This window comes from Bacillus cereus group sp. BfR-BA-01523 (assembly GCF_022662615.1).
In the GTDB taxonomy this organism is placed as follows: domain Bacteria; phylum Bacillota; class Bacilli; order Bacillales; family Bacillaceae_G; genus Bacillus_A; species Bacillus_A mycoides.
This window is the reverse complement of record NZ_JAKUDX010000001.1, coordinates 304220-325361: the sequence shown is the minus strand read 5'-3', so window position 1 is coordinate 325361 and position 21142 is coordinate 304220. Positions and strand designations below refer to the sequence as shown.

Sequence of the window (21142 nt, the reverse complement as noted above, 5' to 3'; positions counted from 1 at the left end):
AGAATGAAAGGATTAGTAGACTGAAAATTTTGTATAATGATGTAAGTGTTGAATTTACAAAGGGGGAGAAGTTATGCGTTTTACAGATCCTATTTACGGATCAATTACTATTCAAGATAGAGATATTATACGATTGATCGATACTAAAGCGTTTCGAAGGTTGGCTCATATTAAACAACAAGGACATACATATTTTTTACACGAGAACGCAATACATACGAGGAACGAACATTCAATGGGTGTATATGTGCTAGTTAATAAAGTGATAGAACATCTTACAGAGATTGGTGACATTCATTTGTCAGAATATGAGCGAAAGTTAGTATCTACTGTAGCTCTTCTACACGATGTTGGACACGGTCCATATTCGCATTGCTTTCAGAAAATATCTGGAGAGGATCACGGGGATTGGACTGCTCGAATTATTCAAGAGGATGATGAAATACGCACAATTTTAAATAAGACTTCCGGATTATTAGAAGATGTAACGAAAGGTTTATCAGAAGATGGAGTTTTTCTGATTATAGATGAGCTATTATTTAATTCACTAGGAATGGATCAATTAGATTTTTGGAATAGAGATTTATATTATTCCACGCTTGAATTGGAGGGCTTACGAATAGAAGAATTGATTGCTAATATGCGTTTTATTAACGGTAAACTTGTTATTGAAGAATCAGGAATCCCTTTGATCGAACAACTAATGAAAATAAAAGAAGGGCTTTACAATAATGGCTTTGGCCATCCATTTGTAATAGGGAAAGACTTATTAATACAATCTATTTTTAAAAAGGTAGAGGAGAAAAATCTTTCGTTCTATACTCCTGAGTTACAAAATTTCTTTCATAAAGGGGAGAGGTTAGAAGTAGAGGACTTTCTTCCGTTACAAGATGAAATGATTTTAAATGAAATAAAGTATTTTGCAAAATCAGACGACATAGAAATAGCGGCGTTAATCCAGCTGTATTTTTCAGCTTCTAAAAGTTTATCATTTGAAAAGGGACTAGAGGGTGATTTTAAAAAGGAAAATAGCACCTTAGCAATAATAACTGAAAAAAAGGCTTACAGTTCATACATGGGTGGTATTTATGTTTATAGTAATGATCAGTTAGAGGATATTATAGAACAATCACCTTTCATTCAAGAGATAGTAAAATTGCCTAAAAAAGAATATGCGTATTCAATTTAAATTGGTTCGAAAATTTAAAAATGAATGAGGTGGAAATATGGATTGGAAAGAACGTCTTTTAGAATTGGATGATATGCCAATTATATTAGAGTAGTATAACGACGAAGATTTACATAACATAGCAGATGTGAAATCATTTAAGCGATATACAATCGAAGAGCTTCGGCAGTATTGGACTGGAAAATTGTCGCGGTCTTATGCGAGTTATCATGTAATAGTAGTAGAGGATGAAGTAATAGGGAGAGTCGGATTAAAAAAGAAGCAATATGACGATGCGTGCGTGATGGAATACTCTATCCTCATTGGTGTTTCGAATTTATATTCAAAAGGGCTTGGAACGGAGATTACAAAGTATTTTATTAGTAAATCATTTTTAGATCCGGATATACAAGTCGTTGTATTGCAAGTTAGGGAAGATAATAAGAGGGCCATTCGTTGTTATGAGAAAGCTGGATTTAAAAAAGAAAAATCGTATATAGAGAATCAAGTGAAAGTGTATGATATGCATAGAATTAAGAAAGAGGAAAAAATTACATATAATTAATTCTGAATGTACTGTAAATTAAGGGAGGGAAATGAAATACATGAAACATAAAATTGCTTTACTGGCCGATGTCCATGGTAATGCAACTGCTTTAAAAGCAGTTATCGAAGATTCTATTAAAGAAAGTGTGACTGATTATTGGTTTTTAGGAGATTTAATTATGCCTGGGCCTGGATCGAATGATTTATTTGAGATGTTAGAGAGTATTAACGTTGATACTTATGTTCAAGGGAATTGGGAAGATAGCTTTCTTGATGTGCTTAATAAAAACATTGATATTAATAACGCTACTGATATTTATGTTTCTAGATTAGTGCAGTATCAATGTGAAAATCTGGATAAAAACTATATAAATCATATTAAAAATCTACCATTACATATAACAAAACGGGTGAATGATTTATCTATCAGTATTAGTCATAATCTACCAAATAAAAATTATGGAGGAGATTTATGGCCCACTAATAATCAGGAAAATTTTGATCAGTTATTTGATCATGATTATGATATTGCAATTTACGCTCATACCCATCACCAATTGTTACGCTATAGTAGCAATGATCAATTAATTATTAACCCAGGAACTATTGGACAACCTTTTTACAGATGGGACAAGTTAAACTCTGACCTACGTGCTCAGTATGCAATTCTTGAAATTGATGAGGCAGGGATTGCAGAGGTGAGATTTAAAAAAATTTCTTATGATGTAGAAAAGGAATTAAAAAATGCTATTAATAAACAACTTCCGTATATTGATTTATATCGAGAACTGCTCGAAACAGGAAAAACCCATACTCATGATATTGAATTATTACAAAAAATTAATGATAAATTCAATTATAGGGATGAAGTAATTAGATTTATGGAAAAAATCGGTTAGGAATCTAATGGAATGAAATTTAGATTTTAAAAGAATTTCTGATTAAATTGTTTAGTGTAGTTAAGTATCTTACATCGAGGGCAAACAAGCATAACCCTGTTCTCAATATACGACAGGGTTATGCTTGTTTTCGTCTTTAAAATTAAATGCCTTTTTGTTATAAAAAAATAGAAGCAATTCTGCTCCTATTTTTTACGGCTTCACATCTAAATTTTGTAAAAATAACGTTGCTGAAACGTAACGTTTTGCTAGCATTTGTACATAAGCGGTATGTACAGAAAGTGTGGCGATAATAATAGCGTTACGAATTGCTTCGCGTTGTTCGTTATTAATTTGATCGAACTTACTTGCTATTTTATCAGCCTTTTCTTTTACGATATTTTCGATCGTATGAACTGTATCTGTAGCATTTAGTTGTAAGCAATTCCCTTGATTCAGTTCTTCAAATAAAGAAGAATAAGCTACATATAAATGAAGAGGATTAATTAAATCATCACTTCGATCGGCCGGGTCATTTACGATGAGTCGTAATAGTTTGCGAATAGATTCAAAATCAAGCGCTGTTTTTAAATCTTCGACAATGAATAGTAATGCTGCTTGTTCGATTGAGTATTTTTTCCCTTTTTGAGGTGAGCCAATCATTTCTTTTATATCTCGTTTCACCCAGTTTTGCATAGCAGTTACAGAGAAACTCGTGTTTTCAATCTGATTGCCAAGCGCAACTATTTCATTTAAAGAAAAACCGACATCCGTATCGTCAATCTTAATCAATTTTTCAAAAATAGGTGAAAGTGCGGTTGTAATAAAAGCAGTAACGCTTTGTCCGCTTTCAATATCTTTTTTATGTGACTTTGCCCAAGCTTCTTGTAAAATGCCGAGAGGCTTCTTCGTATTCCATCCTCTTAGTGATAGAAGGAGCGTTGCCATTTCGTTTCGTGTGAGATGAAATGTTTCCATCTTTTCACCTCCAAAATTATAAAAAGTTCTTATGAACTTATAATATGTTTTGTTTCATTTAAAGTCAATTCCGTTTTGCTTAATTTTTCCTATGTCATGAAATTGTCGTAAGTAAATAATGCTTGCATATTTCGACAAAAGTTCATATAATAAGTTCATAAGAACCTTTAAAGTGGTTTTAAAATAAATCTATCATTCTGAATTTACTAGAAAGGTAGATTTCACATATATCTATATAAAAGGAGAATGGATATAATATGTTGAAAAAACTTGTAGCAGTAATGACAGCATTCATGGTTATCTTTGGGGCTAGTAGCTTTATGTTCGTAGATCATGCGGCAGCGAAAAGTTACAAATCTGGTAAAAAATCATATACACCAAGTTCAGGTCAAAAGTCAAAAGTTGATTTAAACAAAAAAGATTCTAATGTGAATTCACAAAAAACGACAACTGATTCAAAAACAAAAGCAACAAACACAGCACCAAAAAGTAATAAAGGTGGCTTTATGAAAGGCTTATTACTAGGTGGTCTTGGTGGTTTACTAATGGGTAGCTTATTTGCAAATATGGGAGCACTTGGTTCTGTATTAGCGTTTATGGTAAATATGTTAGTAATGGCTGGTATCGTAATGTTAGCAGTTCGTGCATTTAAATACTTCAAAGATCAACGTAAGAAAAAGGCAGATGAAGTAGCATGGAAACAATAAAAATTTCTGAACAAGAACTTATAAATGCGCTTTGCGTATATATCGCTGAAAAAAGACAAGTTGGTCCAGAAGAAGTTTCAGTTGAACTAATGTATGATGATGACTACGGTTTCTCTGCAGAAGTAGAGGTAAATGGTCGCCAGCAAATTTTAATTCAAGCAAACTTAATCGAAGCACTACGCTTGTTGCTTGATCGAGAATACAACGTCAATTCGTTTGCAGCAAGATTGCAACTTGAATTAGATGATGAAGAAGGTATTTACGCATTAGCGAAATTTAATAATAATGAACAATAAAACTGTTAGAGCTGTATGCTCTAACAGTTTTTATTTGGATTAATATTGCTAGTATGTTTCTTCTTTTAGAATAAAATCCAGTATTTCATGTGTCTTCAATTTAGTATTTGCATCATTTTATCTATCTAATCCAAAGCTGGCTATCCAAATAAATAATAATTTTGACATAAAACGACTTTTATTTATCTATTCGACGAATTGCGACAAATAAATCACAACTATATTTGATATGATATTTCAGAAATCTAATATTTTATTATTCAAAGCGAGGTAGAAGAATGATGGTGTGAATTTAGCTGAATTTGCTCATGAGGCTTCTGGTAAAAAAGAAGTGTGTATATCGAGAAGATTAGAAAAGTTCGAAAAAGGAGAACGGAACATGGAAACACAAACTTACAAGTATCCTAGACAAAAGATTAATGGGATTTGGCTAATAATTGCTGGAGCAGCAATGTTTTTACTTTTAATAAAACATAACGGCTATCCAAACGTTTGGCCTTTTATTATTGTTTATACATTAGGAATGATATGGCAATTGAACTCTAAAACTAGGAAGAAATTTGCAGTTGGTTCTGGAACACCAGAACAAAAGAAGTGGGCTAATTTTTCAATGATTATATTGGCTATTTTAGTTTTTCTCATTTTTCATTTTGTTGGTGATGATTATAGAAATTGCTGGCTATTAATTCTTTTAGCTGTAGGTGTTCATTTTTTAATGTTTATTCCGGTACATGGAAAAATGATGTTTTTTCTATCCATCATTTTAATAATCAATTCATTCATAGGATTAATCATTACTAACGTAAATCTAGATGTCTTTTTTGTAGTAGATGGTTTAATGAAAATTTTAGTTGGTGTAATTTTTATTAGGTTAAGTCCTATTGATTTTTAAAATACAGTTGATTAATACATTAGAAAAGAAGGCGTAGTAATGATATTTTTTATGTTATCTATTAGTGTAGGATTAATATTTTTTGTTCATTATATAACGAAACAGATGTTTAAATACGAAGTAAATCACCTAAGTTCAAAAAAACGCTTTTTAATAAATCTTTTGCAATTTGTTAGATTTGCACCATTAATTGTATTACTTGTAATATACATACTGGTTTTAACAACTTTGCATACGAAAACAGGTATTCGACTATCTCATGCATGGTATGCTGCGCAATTTTGGGCCTATTATACGTTTTTGTATTGTATTTATATGATAACTAGGAAAAAACTGCTTCTTTTTTCAATGGTTATAGCCTTAATTATGGCCATTTATTACACTCCGTTGTTCCACTTTGAAAACCAATTTATAGGATTGTATGTAATTGTCGCTAATATTTGCGGAATTTTAATGTTTATAAATTTATGGATGTCGATATCGAAAGTTTTAGTCGGAATGAAAAATAGGTAATACCTTTGGTTCCTGTAATTGACGTAACAGAAATACTAGATGTAGTACGAGAATTATAAAAAAGGCGGTGGAAATGAATCCACCGCCTTTTTTATATGCTAGTATTTCACGCTTTCATTTGTTGATTTTCTTCAAATGATTGAAAATCACGCCAAATCTCATTCATCTTTTGTCTACCAACACCAACCATCGGATTAAACTGAATCGCAGCTTTCTGACGTACAGTGTGAATATTTTGAATTGCTTGTTGTAAATGTTTTTCAATCGAATTAGATGTTTTATTAGCTTGTTTTACGATTGAATATCCAGCAACCGTTCCTTGCGCCATCGCGATTTTTCCGCTTTCAATGCCCGTAATATTTCCAGCAACAAATAAACCTGGAAGAGAGGTTTCCATTTCTTCTGAATGAAGTGGAACATGTCCGCCTAATTCTGGAATGTAATGGAAAGGGCATCCTGCTACAGCGGCAAGCTCAGCGAGAGGATACAAAGCTCCGGCTATACAAACGAAGTCTGCCTCATATATCTTTTCTGATCCATTAATAATATTTCCCTTAGAATCAATGTTAGCAACACGAACACCTTCAACTTCTTCCGCTCCGATAATCTCAAGTGCAGCTTTACGAAGATGAAGCGGCGTCCCGTTTATTTTCATGCCGCTATTTGGATAAAATGTTAATCCAGCTTTTCGAATCCAATCATATTTCATAAAACGGCTACCTATACGTAGGAAGGGAGATGGGGCGAGGTGAGCCGCATTTAAGAGTGAGTTTAAAACTTCTTCTGGTTCACCGGCCTTTTGGCTTAATTCGCTTTTTTCGGGAAGTACAATATGTTCTACTTTAATTCCAGCTAATTGTAATTCATTTAAAATAGCGAATGACAAAATATTAGCACCGATAATGATTCCTTTTTTACCAACTTGAACGCGGTGAACATTTGTCATAACTTGAGCTGCTCCAATTGACATAACTCCTGGAAGTGTCCAGCCAGGAAGGGGAATGGAATACTCAGCAGCCCCAGTAGCAATTAGTACGAACGGTGCTTCTAACGTACCGATATTTGTATGCACGAACCAACAACTCTCATCTTTATCTAAATTATAGACGGAAACACCGCACCGAATATCGACTGAAAGAGATTTTGCTTCTTCGTGAAGACGTTTTGATTCTTCTATTCCGTTCCACCATTCCCCAGTAGGCTCTTGATGCAACTGTCCTAACAATCTCCCGCCCGGCTTCATAAATTCATCAATAACAAGTACGTTAAGTCCAAAACGTGCACAAGAGATGGAAGCTGATAATCCTGCTGGTCCTGCACCAATAATAATTACATTGATCATCGCTTTTTCACCATCTCTCTCACGATATTTGGATGCTGTTTTCCGCTGTCAACAACCATATCGTTTTCAACTACAGTTAAGCAAGCTCGTACATTTGTTTGATTGTTTACAGTCACGCGGCATTCAGAACAATGCCCGATATTACAATAAATACCTCGCGGAGTTCCGCTATCTTCATGGACCCTTAAAGTTCGTATTCCGTTTGCTAGCAAGGCAGCAGCTATCGTTTCGTGTTCATAAGCTTCGTATTGTTGACCGTTAAATTGAAAAGTGATGCGTTCACTATTATTTAAACTACCTAAAATAGGGTGATCTGTAATTCTACTCATTTATTTTCACCTACCGCTCCAAAAGTAACCGCACGTATTGGTGGTTGATATTTTAAAGGTATTTCATTAGGAGTTATGTCAGGGTTTGTATTTTCAACCATTCGTTCTATCGTCATTCTACATGTTCTACCGCCGCAAAAACCCATACCAGCACGTGTTCTTAGTTTTAGCTCACGAGCTGAGCAATTATATTCAGCAATTGTCGATTGAAGTTGTCCGTATGTAACTTCTTCACAACGACAAACAATTAAGTTCTCTTTATTCGTCATATGTATTCCTCCTCTAGTTCGGTTTGCACAAATTATTATGCAAAAACTATGCCAATATAGAGGAGGAGAGGGCTTATTGTAACCCCAGTCTTTTTAAACGATTATATAAAGTGGCTCTTGTTACGCCAAGTTGTTTCGCACATTCTAATTTATTACCATCTAAAATGCGTAAAGCTCTTTCAATTACCTTTTTCTCGTGCTCATCCATTTCTTCTTGTAAAGAAAGAATCGTATTATTGTTGCTGAGTAATAGGGATTGAGCTGTATGATTGTCTAAAGTTTCATTTGTATGAAATGGTAAATATTCTTGTTTAATAATGCCGTCTGTCGCAAATACGACGAGTCTTTCAACTACGTTTCGGAGCTCGCGAATATTACCAGGCCAATTGTAATGAAGTAGTTCATGCATAATATTTGAAGGTAAGTCTCGAATAGGCCTGTTATAGTTTATTGAAAAATCGTTTAAAAAGGAGTACGTCAATTCGATAATATCCTCTCGTCTTTCGCGCAGCGGTGGAATAAGCAAGCTAACTACATTTAAGCGATAGTATAAATCTTCTCGGAAAGTTCCTTTTCTCATTTCTTCTTGTAAATCACGGTTTGTAGCAGCGATAATGCGGAAATCAATATTGATTTCTTTTTCTCCACCAACTCGGTAATACTTTCGTTCTTGCAGTACACGTAAAAGCTTCACTTGCATATCGAGCGGCATTTCGCCTATTTCATCGAGGAATAAAGTACCGCCTTGTGCAAGTTCTATTTTACCTTTCTTACCTTTACTATTTGCACCAGAAAACGCCCCGCGCTCGTAACCAAATAATTCACTTTCAAATAACGCTTCTGGGATTGCGCCGCAGTTAATTGAAATGAAAGGGGCATTTGCTGTCTCACTTGCTTCATGAATTGCTTTCGCAAACACTTCTTTTCCAACTCCGCTTTCTCCGAGTATTAAAACCGTGGATTTCACTGAACAAACCTTTCTAGCTAATTGAATCGTTCTTTGTATAACAGGGCTTTTTCCATTCATCGCAAGGAAAGGATCGGATGTATCTTTATATTTTGCTACTTCTTGTTCTAAACGGTGCATTTCATGCGACATATTAAATAGTTTTTCATTTAATACGACTTGATTTGTAACATCCGTTTCTGAAACGACTGCTCCAATAATTTTATCGTTGCAATAAACGGGGTTTGAATTAATTAATACGAACAAATCTGGACGGGGCTGATGGAACTGAGCAATTATGCTTTTTCCGTCATGTAATGATTGCAGAATTTCCAAATCTTTATAATCAAAAAAACGGGTGATGGGTTGTCCGATAATTTCATTATGGTTCACTGAAAAAATCTTTTCAGCGCCATCTGTCCAAGTACGAACGCATTCTTTATCGTCGATGACTGTAACAGAAGAATCAGACGTTTGAATAACAGTGTTATAAAAAGCTAGTAGTTCATTGTAATACTTATAAAGAAAAGGAATCATTTGCTGAGCAGTTATACAGCATAAAGGCTCTTGATTTTCTTTAATGATGACAACGGCTAGTTCATGAGAAAATGCGTCGATTAAAGTAGTGAAAGAGTCATCTTCATATATAACTGCGCACCTCCATTCCTCAGTAGGTGAATGGAGGTAATAAAATTTTTCATCTACCTGTGTCATGCGCTTAACGATACTTGTACAATCAATTGACAAAATTTTTATTAACTCTTTTATTGTTGGGAATGAAAATGCCATATTGCCCTCCTATTATGTATAAAAATTTAGACAGTGATAAAAGAATAATACACCTATTTACGATAAATTTAAAATATTTTTACAAATAAAAATTATTTCATATAAATAGTTCTGTATGTAGAGTTGGCACACCAATTGCATAAATAGAAAGTGAGAGATTTAGGAGAAAGGAGGGGTGCTATGTGAGACACTGTGACGTTTTAATAATAGGCGGTGGTATTATAGGATGTTCTATCGCTTATTACACATCAAAATACGGAAGAGACGTAACAATCATTGAAAAAGGGGAGTTTGTCAGTGGAACGTCTTCACGGTGTGACGGGAACATTTTGGCGATTGATAAAGACCCAGGGTTTGATAGTCAAATGTCGTTAGTAAGTCAAAATTTAGTAACTGAATTAAGTGAAGAATTGGAGCACTCATTTGAATATAGAGCGCCAGGAAGCATTCTCGTTTGTGAATCAGACGAAGAGATGGAGGCAGCGCAGCAATGGGTAAATCGTCAAAAAGAGGTTGGTTTACCATTTCGAATGCTTGATAGGCAAGATATAAAAGAAGAATCACCATTTTTTGCAGATGATTTATTAGGCGGTTTAGAATGTGCAACGGATTCAACTGTAAATCCATATCTTCTTGCTTTTTCACTTCTTGCAGAATCGAAGAAATTTGGTACAAAAGCTTTTAATCATACAGAAGTTAAAGAAGTGAAAAGAGATATAGACGGTTCCTTTATTGTAGAAACGACAAATGGAACGTTTACTGCGAAGCAAGTTGTGAACGCAGCCGGTGTGTGGGCTCCTAAAATCGGACAGATGTTAGATGTGAATATCCCAATTGAACCGAGAAAGGGACATATTATTGTAGCTTCAAGGCAACAACACGTTGGCTGCCGTAAAGTAATGGAATTTGGTTATTTAATTTCTAAATTTGGTGGAAAACGAAAAGTGGATGCTTTAACTGAAAAGTATGGGGTGGCACTTGTATTTGAACCGACAGAAAGCCAAAATTTTTTAATTGGTAGTAGTAGAGAGTTTTTAGGTTTTCATACGAAGATAAATAACGAGGTTATTAAATGTATTGCGAATAGAGCAATTCGTTTTTATCCGAAAATGGCAGATATGATGGTGATTCGTTCATATGCTGGATTACGCCCGTGGACAGAAGATCATTTGCCAATCATTTCAGGAGTGGAACATATTCCGAATTATTTTATTGCAGCAGGACATGAAGGTGATGGAATTAGTCTTGCAGCAGTTACTGGAAAAGTGATTGAAGAGTTATTAAATGAAAAAGAAACAATCATTCCTATTGAACCACTTCGTTTGAGTCGTTTTACAGAAAGGGTGTTAAACGGATGAGGTTACAAAGAGTCTTTACGACGATTGATACACATACGGGCGGGAATCCAACGAGGACATTAATTAGCGGACTTCCTAAGTTAATTGGAGAGACGATGGCAGAGAAGATGTTACATATGAAAAGAGAGTATGACTGGATTCGGAAATTGTTAATGAATGAACCTCGTGGTCATGATGTAATGTCAGGGGCATTATTAACAGATCCGTGTCATCCTGAAGCTGATATAGGTGTTATATACATAGAGACAGGTGGATATTTGCCGATGTGCGGCCACGATACAATCGGTGTATGTACAGCTTTAGTTGAATCAGGTTTAATTCCAGTAATTGAACCAGTTACTTCTTTAAAGCTAGATACACCAGCTGGCTTAGTTGAAGTAGATATTTCTGTTCAAGATGGGAAAGCGAAAGAAGTCTCCTTCTGTAACATACCAGCTTTTTTACTGAAAAATATTTCTGTACACGTCGAAGAAATTGGAACTGTAGAGGCTGATATTGCGTATGGAGGGAATTTTTATGCCATTATCGATGCGAAGTCAGTAGGTTTAGAGTTAGTACCAGAAAACGCATCTACAATCATTGATAAGGCGATTCATATTAGAAATACAATTAATGAGAAGTTTGAAATCATTCATCCAGAGTATTCGTTTATAAGAGGATTAACACATGTTGAATTTTATACAGATCCTACTCATGAAAGTGCGCATGTGAAAAATACAGTTGTTGTTCCGCCAGGAGGAATTGATCGATCTCCATGTGGCACAGGAACATCAGCGAAGTTAGCTGTATTATACGCTCATAAAAAAATTAAAATCGATGAAGAGTTTATTCATGAGAGTATCGTTGGCTCATTATTTAAAGGGTGTGTCATAAATACGACATATGTGGAAAATATTGAAGCTGTAATAACGAAAATTACTGGATCAGCTTGGCTTATGGGTATGCATAGATTTTTTTACAATGAAAAGGATCCACTTAAAGAAGGCTTTTTGCTAATTCCGCCGATGGAACATGAAACGGAGGATGTAAAATGAACATTCAAAAAATGTATACAGCAGTAGACGTACACGTAAATGGCGAGGCGTTTCGTGTAATGAAAGACGTACCATGCAAATACTACTACAGTTTGGAGCAATTAAACGAACAATTTTCAGGTGAATTAGTAGAAGAAATGAAGCTTTTATTAAATGAACCACGTGGTTTTATCGGTTTAAATGGATGTATTGTCGTTCCTTCTATTCATAATGAAGTGGATGCAGCTGTATTGTTTTTTAATCATGAAGGATCCATTCCTCTTCATTACGGAGGCATTGTCGCAGTAATAACGATGTTACTAGAAAGTGGGTATTTAAAAAAGAGAGAGTCTAATCAATACAAAATCGAAACGCTATCTGGCATATTTTCAGTGGATGCATATGTAGAGAATGATGAAGTTGTATCTGTTTCGTTTGAAAGTAAACTATGTTATATGATTGAAAAAAATTTAAAGATTGGTAATATAAGTTACTCTCTCATACAGGCAGATAAAGTATATGCAGTTGTAGAAAAGGATACGTATTCGCCAGAAATCAGTATTGAAAACATCTCTAAATTAAAAAAATGGGGTGAAACTACACTTCAAGCTATACAAAAACAGTCATTAATAAAAAGACTTATTTTAGTAGATTCTATGCAAACAGAAAAGAACCATATAAAGTCGATTACATTTCATGAAGATAACTTTATAGTACGTTCACCAGGTTTTGTTTCTACTATTGTGTCTTATGTTCATGCTTTATTTAAAAATGAATATATAGCGGATAAACCTTTTAAAAATGAAAGTATTTTTAATAGCTTTATAACAGTAGAAAAAGTGAAGAAAGAAGAACTCGGATACATTTTTCGATTTGAAAGTAGAGGGTTTATTACAGGTATGCAAACATTTATATTAGATCCTACCGATCCGTTTCCAACAGGTTTTTTATTAAAATAATATGTTAAAGGGAGAGATAAAGATGCAAAATATTAAAGGGGCATTTCCAGTATTAATAACACCAATGGATGAGTTTCAAGAGATTGATTGGAAAGGTGTAAAACAAAACGTAAACTACTTTATTGAGAAAAAAGTAGCTGGAATTATTATTAATGGAAGTACGGGAGAATTTGTTAGTTTATCAAAAGAAGAACGATTTAACATGGTAGAAACAGTATTAAAAGAAGTTGATGGCCGTATTCCAGTTATTGTTGGAACTGCTGCGGAGACGACGAAAGAAACGATTGAATATACGAAACATGCAGAAGCGCACGGAGCGGATTGTGCATTAATTATAAACTCTTACTATTGTAAACCGAAGGAAGAGGAGATTTATTTTCATTTTAAAGAAATCTCAAACGCTGTAAATATACCAATTATGCTATACAATAACCCATTTACTTCTGGTGTTGATATGAGTACAGAGTTAATGCTCCGTATTGGAAAAGAATGTGAAAATGTTACACATATTAAAGAATCTAGCGGAGATATTCGAAAAGCGAGAGATTTAGTAAGACAAGGCGAAGGTGCTTTCCAAGTCTTCTGCGGATCTGAAGATTTAGTTATGGAATCTTATTTAGTTGGTGCCTCGGGATGGGTTTCAGTAGCAGGAAATATCGTTCCAGGTCTCGTTACGAAAATGTATGAGCATTTTCAAAATGGTGAATTAGAAAAAGCATGGGAAATAAACGATGCTATTTTACCTCTTTGCGAGTTCCTTGAAGGGTCAGGGAAATATGTACAAATCGTTAAACGCTCAATGGAATTACATGGGCAAGTCGGGGGACCTTCACGTTATCCGAGACTCGGATTAACTGAAGAAGAAGATCAAAAGCTTCAAACGATTTTATCAGAAATTGCAGCTCATGCAGCTGTTTAAATAAGGAGGAGAGTATATATGTTAACGACAAACATTGAGCTGAAACCAAAAGTGAAAGCGTTTTTAAATGAAGAAATTAAAATGTTCATTAATGGCGAATTTGTTCCTTCTATTAGTGGGAAGACATTTGAAACATATAATCCAGCGACAGAAGACGTTTTAGCGGTCGTATGTGAAGCACAAGAAGAAGATGTTGATATCGCAGTAAAAGCGGCAAGATTTGCTTTTGAATCAGGCCCGTGGGCAGAGATGACTACTGCTGAAAGAGCACATCTTATTTATAAATTAGCAGATTTAATTGAAGAGCATAGAGAAGAATTGGCACAGCTGGAAGCTTTAGATAATGGAAAACCATATCAAGTAGCACTTGATGATGATATTTCAGCGACTGTAGAAAATTACCGCTATTACGCGGGATGGGCTACAAAAATTATTGGGCAAACCATTCCAATTTCAAAAGATTATTTAAATTACACACGCCATGAACCGGTTGGCGTTGTAGGTCAAATTATCCCGTGGAATTTTCCGCTCGTTATGTCTTCTTGGAAAATGGGAGCCGCTCTTGCGACGGGTTGTACGATTGTATTAAAACCAGCAGAGCAAACACCTTTATCTTTACTATATACAGCGAAGCTTTTTAAAGAAGCTGGTTTTCCAAATGGTGTCGTAAACTTTGTACCAGGTTTCGGTCCTGAAGCAGGATCGGCAATTGTAAACCATCATGATATTGATAAAGTAGCTTTCACAGGTTCAACAGTTACAGGGAAATATATTATGCGTCAATCTGCAGAAACAATTAAACATGTAACGTTAGAACTTGGTGGTAAGTCACCAAACATCATTTTAGAAGATGCTGACTTAGAAGAAGCGATTAACGGTGCGTTCCAAGGCATTATGTATAATCATGGTCAAAATTGTAGCGCAGGATCTCGAGTTTTCGTTCATCGGAAGCATTATGAAATAGTCGTAAATGAACTTGTAAAAATGGCGAATGACGTGAAGCTAGGGGCAGGTATGGAGGCGGAAACTGAAATGGGACCGCTCGTATCTAAAAAACAACAAGAGCGTGTGCTAAATTACATTGAACAAGGAAAAGCTGAAGGTGCTACTGTTGCAGCTGGTGGTAAACGTGCATTTGAAAAAGGTTATTTTGTACAGCCAACAGTATTCACAAATGTTACAGACGATATGACAATCGTTAAGGAAGAAATTTTCGGACCAGTTGTCGTTGTACTCCCGTTCGATTCGACAGAAGAAGTAATTGAAAGAGCAAATCGCTCGTCTTACGGACTTGCTGCGGGCGTATGGACACAAAATATTAAAACCGGACATCAAGTTGCCAATAAATTAAAGGCAGGAACAGTGTGGATTAATGATTATAACTTAGAAAATGCAGCTGCACCATTTGGTGGATATAAGCAATCTGGTATCGGACGTGAATTAGGTTCATACGCCCTTGATAACTATACAGAAGTGAAAAGTGTTTGGGTAAATATAAAGTAATAGAGAGTCTAACTGTTAATAAATAGAGGGATGAAATAATGAGAGATGCGGACAACTGGAAGGTTTAATAATAGTTGTCCGTTTTCTTATATATAAAATTGCTTTTTCAAAAGAATTATAAGGGGGATTTGGATGGAGCAGTTAGTAGAATGGTTAGTAGGGCAAGTTTGGAGTATTGGTTTAGTTGTTTTCGCATTAGGAGCAGGAGTGTATTTCACAATTGCAACTCGTTTTTTACAAATTCGCTATTTTAAGGAGATGATTAAACTATTATTTGAAGGGAAGAGCTCGGAGACTGGGATATCATCCTTTCAAGCATTTTGTTTGGCGTTATCAGGTAGGGTTGGAATTGGTAATATCGCAGGAGTAGCGACAGCTATCGCTTTCGGCGGACCTGGAGCTGTATTTTGGATGTGGGTGATGGCATTATTAGGAGCAGCTAGTGCATTTGTTGAATCAACATTAGCACAAGTATATAAAAGTAAAGTAGGCAATGAATACCGTGGTGGTACGCCATATTTCATTGAGAAAGGCTTGAAGATGAAATGGTTTGCGGTCATTGTAGCGGTCGTTGTAACACTATCGTATGGCGTTTTATTACCAGGTATTCAATCGAGTAGTATCGCAGTTGGATTTGAAAATTCTAATGGTATTAGCAAATATATAACTGGTATATTGTTAGTCGTATTATTAGCAGCTATCATTTTTGGTGGCGTAAAGAGAATTGCGGGCGTTTCTCAAATGCTAGTTCCATTTATGGCAATTGGTTATGTAATTGTTACATGTATCGTATTAATTGCGAATGTAACGGAAATTCCAAGTATGTTTGCTTTAATTTTCTCAAGTGCTTTTGGTGTAAATGAAATGTTTGGCGGCATCGTCGGCGCAGCTATTGCATGGGGAGTAAAGCGTGCTGTATTTTCAAACGTCGCTGGTGTTGGGGAAGCGACATATAGCTCCGCTGCTGCTGAAGTATCTCATCCTGCAAAACAAGGGCTAGTTCAAGCGTTTTCTGTATATATTGATACAATTGTAGTATGTACAGCGACAGCTCTTATGATATTAATAACAGGTATGTATAATGTAATACCTGAAGGGAAAAGCGCTATTGTAAAGAATATGGGAAATGTAGATGCAGGTCCAATCTATACACAACAAGCAGTTGAAACTGTTATGACAGGATTTGGTCCAATATTTATTTCAATCGCAATCTTCTTTTTTGCATTTACAACTTTACTCGCGTACTACTATATCGCTGAAACGACACTCACTTATTTAGATCGTGACCTCAAATATAGCTGGTTAAAACCAGTTTTGAAAATTGGGTTTTTAATTATGGTTTACATCGGTAGCGTAGAATCAGCGTCGCTATTATGGAACCTTGGAGATTTAGGAATCGGTAGTATGGCATGGTTAAACTTAATCGCGATTCTATTATTAAGTAAAACGGCATTAAAAGTGTTAAAAGACTATGAAACGCAGAAAAAAGAAGGGAAAGATCCAGTGTTTGATCCTAAAAATGTGGGAATTGAAGGTTTAACATTTTGGGAAGAAAGAAGTAAAGAGGTTGAAAGGAAAAATTCTAAAGAAAAAGTGTCAGTAGATAATGGGCTGAAACTGTAGATGTCCAAATTTAAAAGTAAAATAAACTGAAAATTCATTCTATTTTTTAAAGTGAATATTTGTATATGTCCTTCATTTTATCTCATACTAAAGTAAGTGTGAATAAAATGAATGGAGGATATACGATGGAAAATCAACAATATGGCTCTATAAATGATGTATTACTTGATTATAAAGAAGGTATAGGGAATTTTACGCAACAAATCCCTGAAATTGCAGAAACATATAACGCTTTTACACAAGCATGTTTTCAGGAGGGTACATTAACTAAAAGAGAAAAGCAGCTCATTGCATTAGGGATTAGTTTAGCAACACAAGACGAATATTGTACGATTTATCATACGAAGGGCTGTATCGACCAAGGATGTTCTGATAAAGAAATTTTAGAAGCTTGTGGTGTTTCAGCCGCGTTTGCTGGGGGAGCTGCAATGAGTCAGGCAGTAACCTTAGTACAAGAATGTCTGGTGGAATTGAAACATCAAAGTCATTAAACAAGAAAAAGCCCTCCTTGAAAATATTATTTTAAGGAGGGCTTTTTAGTTTAGCCTAATTTTTTTGAAAGAGTTTCAATTGTTTCATATAATCGATAGCTTTTGTTTTATTACTCTGTTTAGAAACATATTGTAGCTCGTTTAAATCTCTATAATAACTATTAAATATTTCTTCAGAAAGTATGCCGTCAGAGATAGCTTTTTTTACTGCACAGTGTGGTTCATTTGTATGCGAACAATTAGAAAATTTGCATTTCCGAGATATACCCGCAATATCTTCATATCCAAAATCAAAGTTACCTTTATGTTCTATCAAGTCAAATCCCATTTTACTAATAATTATTCCCTCCAATTTTGAAAGAGTTTTTTAGAATCATACATACAAATTTTAGCGTTTTTAAGTTATGTTTATTTTAATATTCTATATTTTTATAAATCGATATCTCTATATTAGGGAGAAGTGTGTATATGCTCTTACCAATTAAAGATTCTAATTCTTTCTTAATTGCATAGAATCCCTTCCAATGTAAAGAAGTATGAGAGGTTGTGCCATGATGTAAACCAACTGAAATCAATCTTTTTTCAACAGTAGTAAATCCATCCGCATCAGCAAGTGCGTCACAAAGGGTAATCACCTTATTGTATAGGTCGTAGTCACTGTTTTCATTCAATATTTCAATTAATCGGCTTTCCATATAATCAGGAACAATGCTCCACTCTGCCGCGATATCTAAATGCTCATTTTTGCAAGGAAATGAATGCGTCACACATATAATGGCGTTTCCTGTATACCCTAAATCATTCATATACATATAACCATCATAGGAATGAATAACAGATTTAGTAAAACCTTTATATCTTCCTATGTCATGCAGGAGGGCAGCGTTGTATGCTATATCAGCATCTAGGCCGTACCCATTATTAATAAGTTCAACAACTATCTTTTCAGTTGCAAGGGCAACATTACGTGAATGATGGAACCACGGACCTGGGTTTTGCTCATATGCCCACTGGAGTAATTCTCTTGCATATTTCCTATCTAATATATACTTCATATAGGTATCCTTTCTCTAAAAAATCATATATTTAATAATTTCATCTTAGTATTTCATTATTCCTGCTTTAAAAATTGTTACAATGAAACAAAAGGGGGAAAAGGAATGCGAAGTATAGTAATAGAAGAAATTAAACGACTTGATGAAGACATTGAAGAGCTTTCTGAACTGTTGAAAACTGTAGTAAATGATGAGGCGTCAATTGGTTTTTTACCTCCACTGGAACAAAAAGAAGCAACAAATTATTGGCAAACTGTATTAGCACCAGAAGTGATATTGTATGTTGCTAAAATAAACAATGAAGTGGCAGGGAGTATTCAATTACATTTAGTTACAAAGCCTAATGGGATACATAGAGCTGAAATTTGCAAGTTAATGACTCATCCAAACTTTAGACGTAATGGTATTGGACGTTTACTCATGCAAAAAGCAGAGGAGCGAGCAAAACAAGAAAAACGGTCTCTTTTAGTACTAGATACGAGAGAAGGAGACCCTTCCAATAGATTGTATAAATCATTAGACTATCAAGAAGTTGGAAAAATACCTGAATATGCAATTTCTCCGAATGGTGAGTTAGATGCAACGGTAATTTATTATAAAATGATTTAGTTTTTTATTTGAAAAGAGGGATATTTTTAAACCACAAATTTGTTATTAGGTCTGAGTATTGATTTGTAAAAAGATTGATAAACCCCTGTATAATAGGGGTTTTCTTTTCATTCATTAACTTCATATTAAATGTTCAATTTGAGGGCCAATTTGTATAAGGTTTTAACAGGTTTTTTAGAGTTATTATTTAAATAGGGATTTTGAAGTATTTTGGTGAATATTAAATGTTAATCTAAAAGATGGAGGTTGCTGTGATGTTGAAACTGTTTCAATATAACTGGTAAGTTCGTGATGAATGGTTTACATTGTGCGAAGACATGCCGGATGAAGAACTATTAAAGAAACGGGTCGGTGGGTTCGGCAGTACCCTACATACTTTATTTCACATTGTAGATGTGGAATATATGTGGATCTTAGGTTTGCGAGGTGAGCCAGTTCCTGAGGAGCCATTGTTTGAAGATTATGCTAGCTTGCAAAAAGTGAAAAATCTTTCGGATCAATACCACGAGGAAGTGAAGCCATTTGTGACCTCTTGGACAAATGAAATGGATTCTCGGAAACTTTCAGAAACTGATTTCAATGAAGAACCGATTAGCTCTAGAGACGCCCCAATCAGGCGCCGAGTCATTGAATGTACACACGGAGAGATAATACGTCATGTCATTGTCCATGAAATCCACCATATCGGCCAGTTATCTATATGGGCACGTGAGATAGGAAAGGAGCCAGTTTCCGCAAATCTGAGAGGGAGAGGGCTATTTGATAACTAGACTACCTTTGCCAATTTCGTAATTTATTTATAAACGAATGGTTTAATTGAGTATATTTAAAGCATGTTTAGATCAATCTTTTTCAAAACACACTTTTTCTTTGTATTATTTTATCTAGGTTTATAGAGTTAATGTAATCAAACTTTTTTCGAAGCTACACTGTGATATATAATTGTAAGTAATTATTAACTACTTTAACGCCGTTTGTATTTTCAGACGGTGTTATAAGTAGTTGACAGTAAAACGACAAAATAAATAATAGATTTGATAACTGGTAATTAAAATGCGTGAAGAATTGATATTTTTGTAGCTAAAAGAATTTGAGAAAGTTTTTAGAGGGTTCTTTTAGTAATGCCCTTCCACTTATAATGGTTGTAGAGAAGATGACTAGGCAACTATAGTTATTTTCGTTTCATTTTTGGGAAGGGGATGAAAGAATGAAAAAGACAAGTTTACAAAAGATGAAAAAGATTATGTTAAGTGGTGGGATATTACTTACGGGGTTATTAACATTTGGATTTTCAGAAAAGGCTTCAGCTCATGGGTATGTAGAATCACCAGCGAGCCGATCTTATTTATGTAAGCAAGGGGTAAATGTAAATTGCGGTCCAGTTCAATATGAACCACAAAGTGTAGAAGGAATAGGGGGTTTTCCGCAATTAGGACCTTCTGATGGACAAATCGCAGGAGCTGGCCATTTTCCTGCTTTAGACGTTCAAGCAGTTGATAGGTGGAAGAAGGTTACGTTAAACGGCGGGATGAATACATTCAAGTGGAAACTAACCGCTCCTCATAGTACGAAAGAATGGAAATACTACATTACAAAGAAGGATTGGAATCCAAATATGCCTTTAACAAGGTCTAGTTTAGATTTAGTGCCGTTCTATGTAAAAAATGATGGCGGAGTTAGACCGGGGACAACAGTAACGCATGAAGCAAATGTACCAACTGACCGTAGTGGCTACCATCTTATTTTAGCTGTTTGGGAGATTGCGGACACTGGAAATGCGTTTTATCAAGTTATTGATGTGAACCTTGTGAATAATGGTTTAAATTCCAATTTTGCTTTTAACAATGTAGTGCAAGTTCCTACACTATTTTAAATTAAATATACATTTTGATCATCTAATTCATTTTAGATGTTTTTTTTATGAAAAATATAGAAGAAACTGCAATTATTTATAAAAAA

Annotated in this window: 22 protein-coding genes and 2 pseudogenes; 17 read left to right on the top strand and 7 right to left on the bottom strand. The window is 34.8% G+C overall.

All coding sequences use genetic code 11. From position 1 onward, the window contains the following. Positions 1-73 precede the first annotated feature (73 nt). The 3 genes and pseudogenes from MR066_RS01635 to MR066_RS01625 all read left to right on the top strand — a co-directional run bounded on the left by MR066_RS01635 (position 74) and on the right by MR066_RS01625 (position 2613). A complete protein-coding gene (locus tag MR066_RS01635) occupies positions 74-1189 on the top strand; it encodes an HD domain-containing protein (RefSeq protein WP_242245730.1) in 1116 nt (371 codons plus the stop codon). Positions 1190-1226: 37 nt separating this feature from the next. Beyond that, positions 1227-1733 (top strand): annotated as a pseudogene (locus tag MR066_RS01630) (GNAT family N-acetyltransferase). 40 nt (positions 1734-1773) lie between these two features. After that, positions 1774-2613 (top strand): metallophosphoesterase family protein, encoded by an 840-nt coding sequence (locus tag MR066_RS01625; protein ID WP_113937474.1) that lies wholly within the window; start codon positions 1774-1776, stop codon positions 2611-2613. A 192-nt stretch (positions 2614-2805) separates the two neighbouring features. Here MR066_RS01625 and MR066_RS01620 read toward each other — a convergent pair whose 3' ends face one another. Further along, positions 2806-3570 (bottom strand): DUF1836 domain-containing protein, encoded by a 765-nt coding sequence (locus MR066_RS01620; protein ID WP_002065900.1) that lies wholly within the window; start codon positions 3568-3570, stop codon positions 2806-2808. Positions 3571-3827: 257 nt separating this feature from the next. Here MR066_RS01620 and MR066_RS01615 point away from each other — a divergent pair, with 257 nt between their 5' ends. The 4 genes from MR066_RS01615 to MR066_RS01600 all read left to right on the top strand — a co-directional run bounded on the left by MR066_RS01615 (position 3828) and on the right by MR066_RS01600 (position 5978). Next, entirely contained in the window at positions 3828-4277 is a 450-nt protein-coding gene (locus tag MR066_RS01615; protein ID WP_002032604.1) for a hypothetical protein, read from the top strand. Beyond that, on the top strand, positions 4265-4573 hold the full coding sequence (locus tag MR066_RS01610) for a YxcD family protein (protein WP_000447767.1): 309 nt from the start codon (positions 4265-4267) through the stop codon (positions 4571-4573). Before MR066_RS01615 ends, MR066_RS01610 begins: the two co-directional genes overlap by 13 nt. Before the next feature lie 379 nt (positions 4574-4952). Beyond that, positions 4953-5465: a DUF6609 family protein gene (locus tag MR066_RS01605; protein WP_215585112.1), complete on the top strand. Its 513-nt coding sequence runs from the start codon at positions 4953-4955 to the stop codon at positions 5463-5465. A 39-nt stretch (positions 5466-5504) separates the two neighbouring features. Continuing rightward, positions 5505-5978, top strand: coding sequence for a hypothetical protein (locus MR066_RS01600; protein WP_235706363.1), 474 nt, complete (start codon positions 5505-5507; stop codon positions 5976-5978). A 106-nt stretch (positions 5979-6084) separates the two neighbouring features. Here the strand turns inward: MR066_RS01600 and MR066_RS01595 are convergent, their stop codons facing one another. From MR066_RS01595 to MR066_RS01580, 4 genes are all read right to left on the bottom strand, one after another. Beyond that, positions 6085-7320, bottom strand: a complete 1236-nt coding sequence (locus tag MR066_RS01595) for an NAD(P)/FAD-dependent oxidoreductase (protein ID WP_242245729.1) — start codon at positions 7318-7320, stop codon at positions 6085-6087. Then, complete coding sequence (locus MR066_RS01590) at positions 7317-7649, bottom strand: (2Fe-2S)-binding protein (RefSeq protein ID WP_215600490.1); 333 nt, start codon at positions 7647-7649, stop codon at positions 7317-7319. The genes MR066_RS01595 and MR066_RS01590 overlap by 4 nt, the downstream gene beginning before the upstream one ends. After that, positions 7646-7918 (bottom strand): (2Fe-2S)-binding protein, encoded by a 273-nt coding sequence (locus tag MR066_RS01585; RefSeq protein ID WP_242245728.1) that lies wholly within the window; start codon positions 7916-7918, stop codon positions 7646-7648. The genes MR066_RS01590 and MR066_RS01585 overlap by 4 nt, the downstream gene beginning before the upstream one ends. A gap of 73 nt (positions 7919-7991) precedes the next feature. After that, positions 7992-9653, bottom strand: coding sequence for a sigma-54 interaction domain-containing protein (locus MR066_RS01580; protein ID WP_242245727.1), 1662 nt, complete (start codon positions 9651-9653; stop codon positions 7992-7994). Positions 9654-9835: 182 nt separating this feature from the next. Between MR066_RS01580 and MR066_RS01575 the strand changes: the two genes are divergently transcribed. The 7 genes from MR066_RS01575 to MR066_RS01545 all read left to right on the top strand — a co-directional run bounded on the left by MR066_RS01575 (position 9836) and on the right by MR066_RS01545 (position 17519). Further along, entirely contained in the window at positions 9836-11011 is a 1176-nt protein-coding gene (locus MR066_RS01575) for an NAD(P)/FAD-dependent oxidoreductase (protein ID WP_242245726.1), read from the top strand. Next, a complete protein-coding gene (locus MR066_RS01570) occupies positions 11008-12045 on the top strand; it encodes a proline racemase family protein (protein ID WP_242245725.1) in 1038 nt (345 codons plus the stop codon). The genes MR066_RS01575 and MR066_RS01570 overlap by 4 nt, the downstream gene beginning before the upstream one ends. After that, a complete protein-coding gene (locus MR066_RS01565) occupies positions 12042-12983 on the top strand; it encodes a proline racemase family protein (RefSeq protein WP_242245723.1) in 942 nt (313 codons plus the stop codon). Before MR066_RS01570 ends, MR066_RS01565 begins: the two co-directional genes overlap by 4 nt. A 22-nt stretch (positions 12984-13005) precedes the next feature. After that, positions 13006-13902: a 4-hydroxy-tetrahydrodipicolinate synthase gene (gene dapA, locus MR066_RS01560; RefSeq protein WP_088008671.1), complete on the top strand. Its 897-nt coding sequence runs from the start codon at positions 13006-13008 to the stop codon at positions 13900-13902. 18 nt (positions 13903-13920) lie between these two features. Continuing rightward, positions 13921-15405 carry an aldehyde dehydrogenase family protein gene (locus MR066_RS01555; RefSeq protein WP_242245721.1) on the top strand — a complete coding sequence of 495 codons (1485 nt, stop codon included), beginning with the start codon at positions 13921-13923 and terminating at the stop codon, positions 15403-15405. Positions 15406-15537: 132 nt separating this feature from the next. After that, entirely contained in the window at positions 15538-17028 is a 1491-nt protein-coding gene (locus tag MR066_RS01550) for an alanine/glycine:cation symporter family protein (RefSeq protein ID WP_002085061.1), read from the top strand. A 125-nt stretch (positions 17029-17153) separates the two neighbouring features. Then, on the top strand, positions 17154-17519 hold the full coding sequence (locus MR066_RS01545) for a carboxymuconolactone decarboxylase family protein (protein WP_002085063.1): 366 nt from the start codon (positions 17154-17156) through the stop codon (positions 17517-17519). 55 nt (positions 17520-17574) lie between these two features. Here the strand turns inward: MR066_RS01545 and MR066_RS01540 are convergent, their stop codons facing one another. Next, complete coding sequence (locus MR066_RS01540; protein ID WP_242245720.1) at positions 17575-17847, bottom strand: hypothetical protein; 273 nt, start codon at positions 17845-17847, stop codon at positions 17575-17577. Positions 17848-17932: 85 nt separating this feature from the next. After that, complete coding sequence (locus MR066_RS01535; RefSeq protein WP_242245719.1) at positions 17933-18574, bottom strand: HD domain-containing protein; 642 nt, start codon at positions 18572-18574, stop codon at positions 17933-17935. A 105-nt stretch (positions 18575-18679) separates the two neighbouring features. Here MR066_RS01535 and MR066_RS01530 point away from each other — a divergent pair, with 105 nt between their 5' ends. The 3 genes and pseudogenes from MR066_RS01530 to MR066_RS01520 all read left to right on the top strand — a co-directional run bounded on the left by MR066_RS01530 (position 18680) and on the right by MR066_RS01520 (position 21056). Further along, complete coding sequence (locus MR066_RS01530; RefSeq protein WP_002065767.1) at positions 18680-19183, top strand: GNAT family N-acetyltransferase; 504 nt, start codon at positions 18680-18682, stop codon at positions 19181-19183. A gap of 254 nt (positions 19184-19437) precedes the next feature. Continuing rightward, a pseudogene (locus MR066_RS01525) lies at positions 19438-19953 on the top strand (DinB family protein). A 437-nt stretch (positions 19954-20390) separates the two neighbouring features. After that, positions 20391-21056, top strand: a complete 666-nt coding sequence (locus MR066_RS01520; RefSeq protein WP_215586416.1) for a lytic polysaccharide monooxygenase — start codon at positions 20391-20393, stop codon at positions 21054-21056. The last annotated feature ends 86 nt before the right edge of the window (positions 21057-21142 follow it).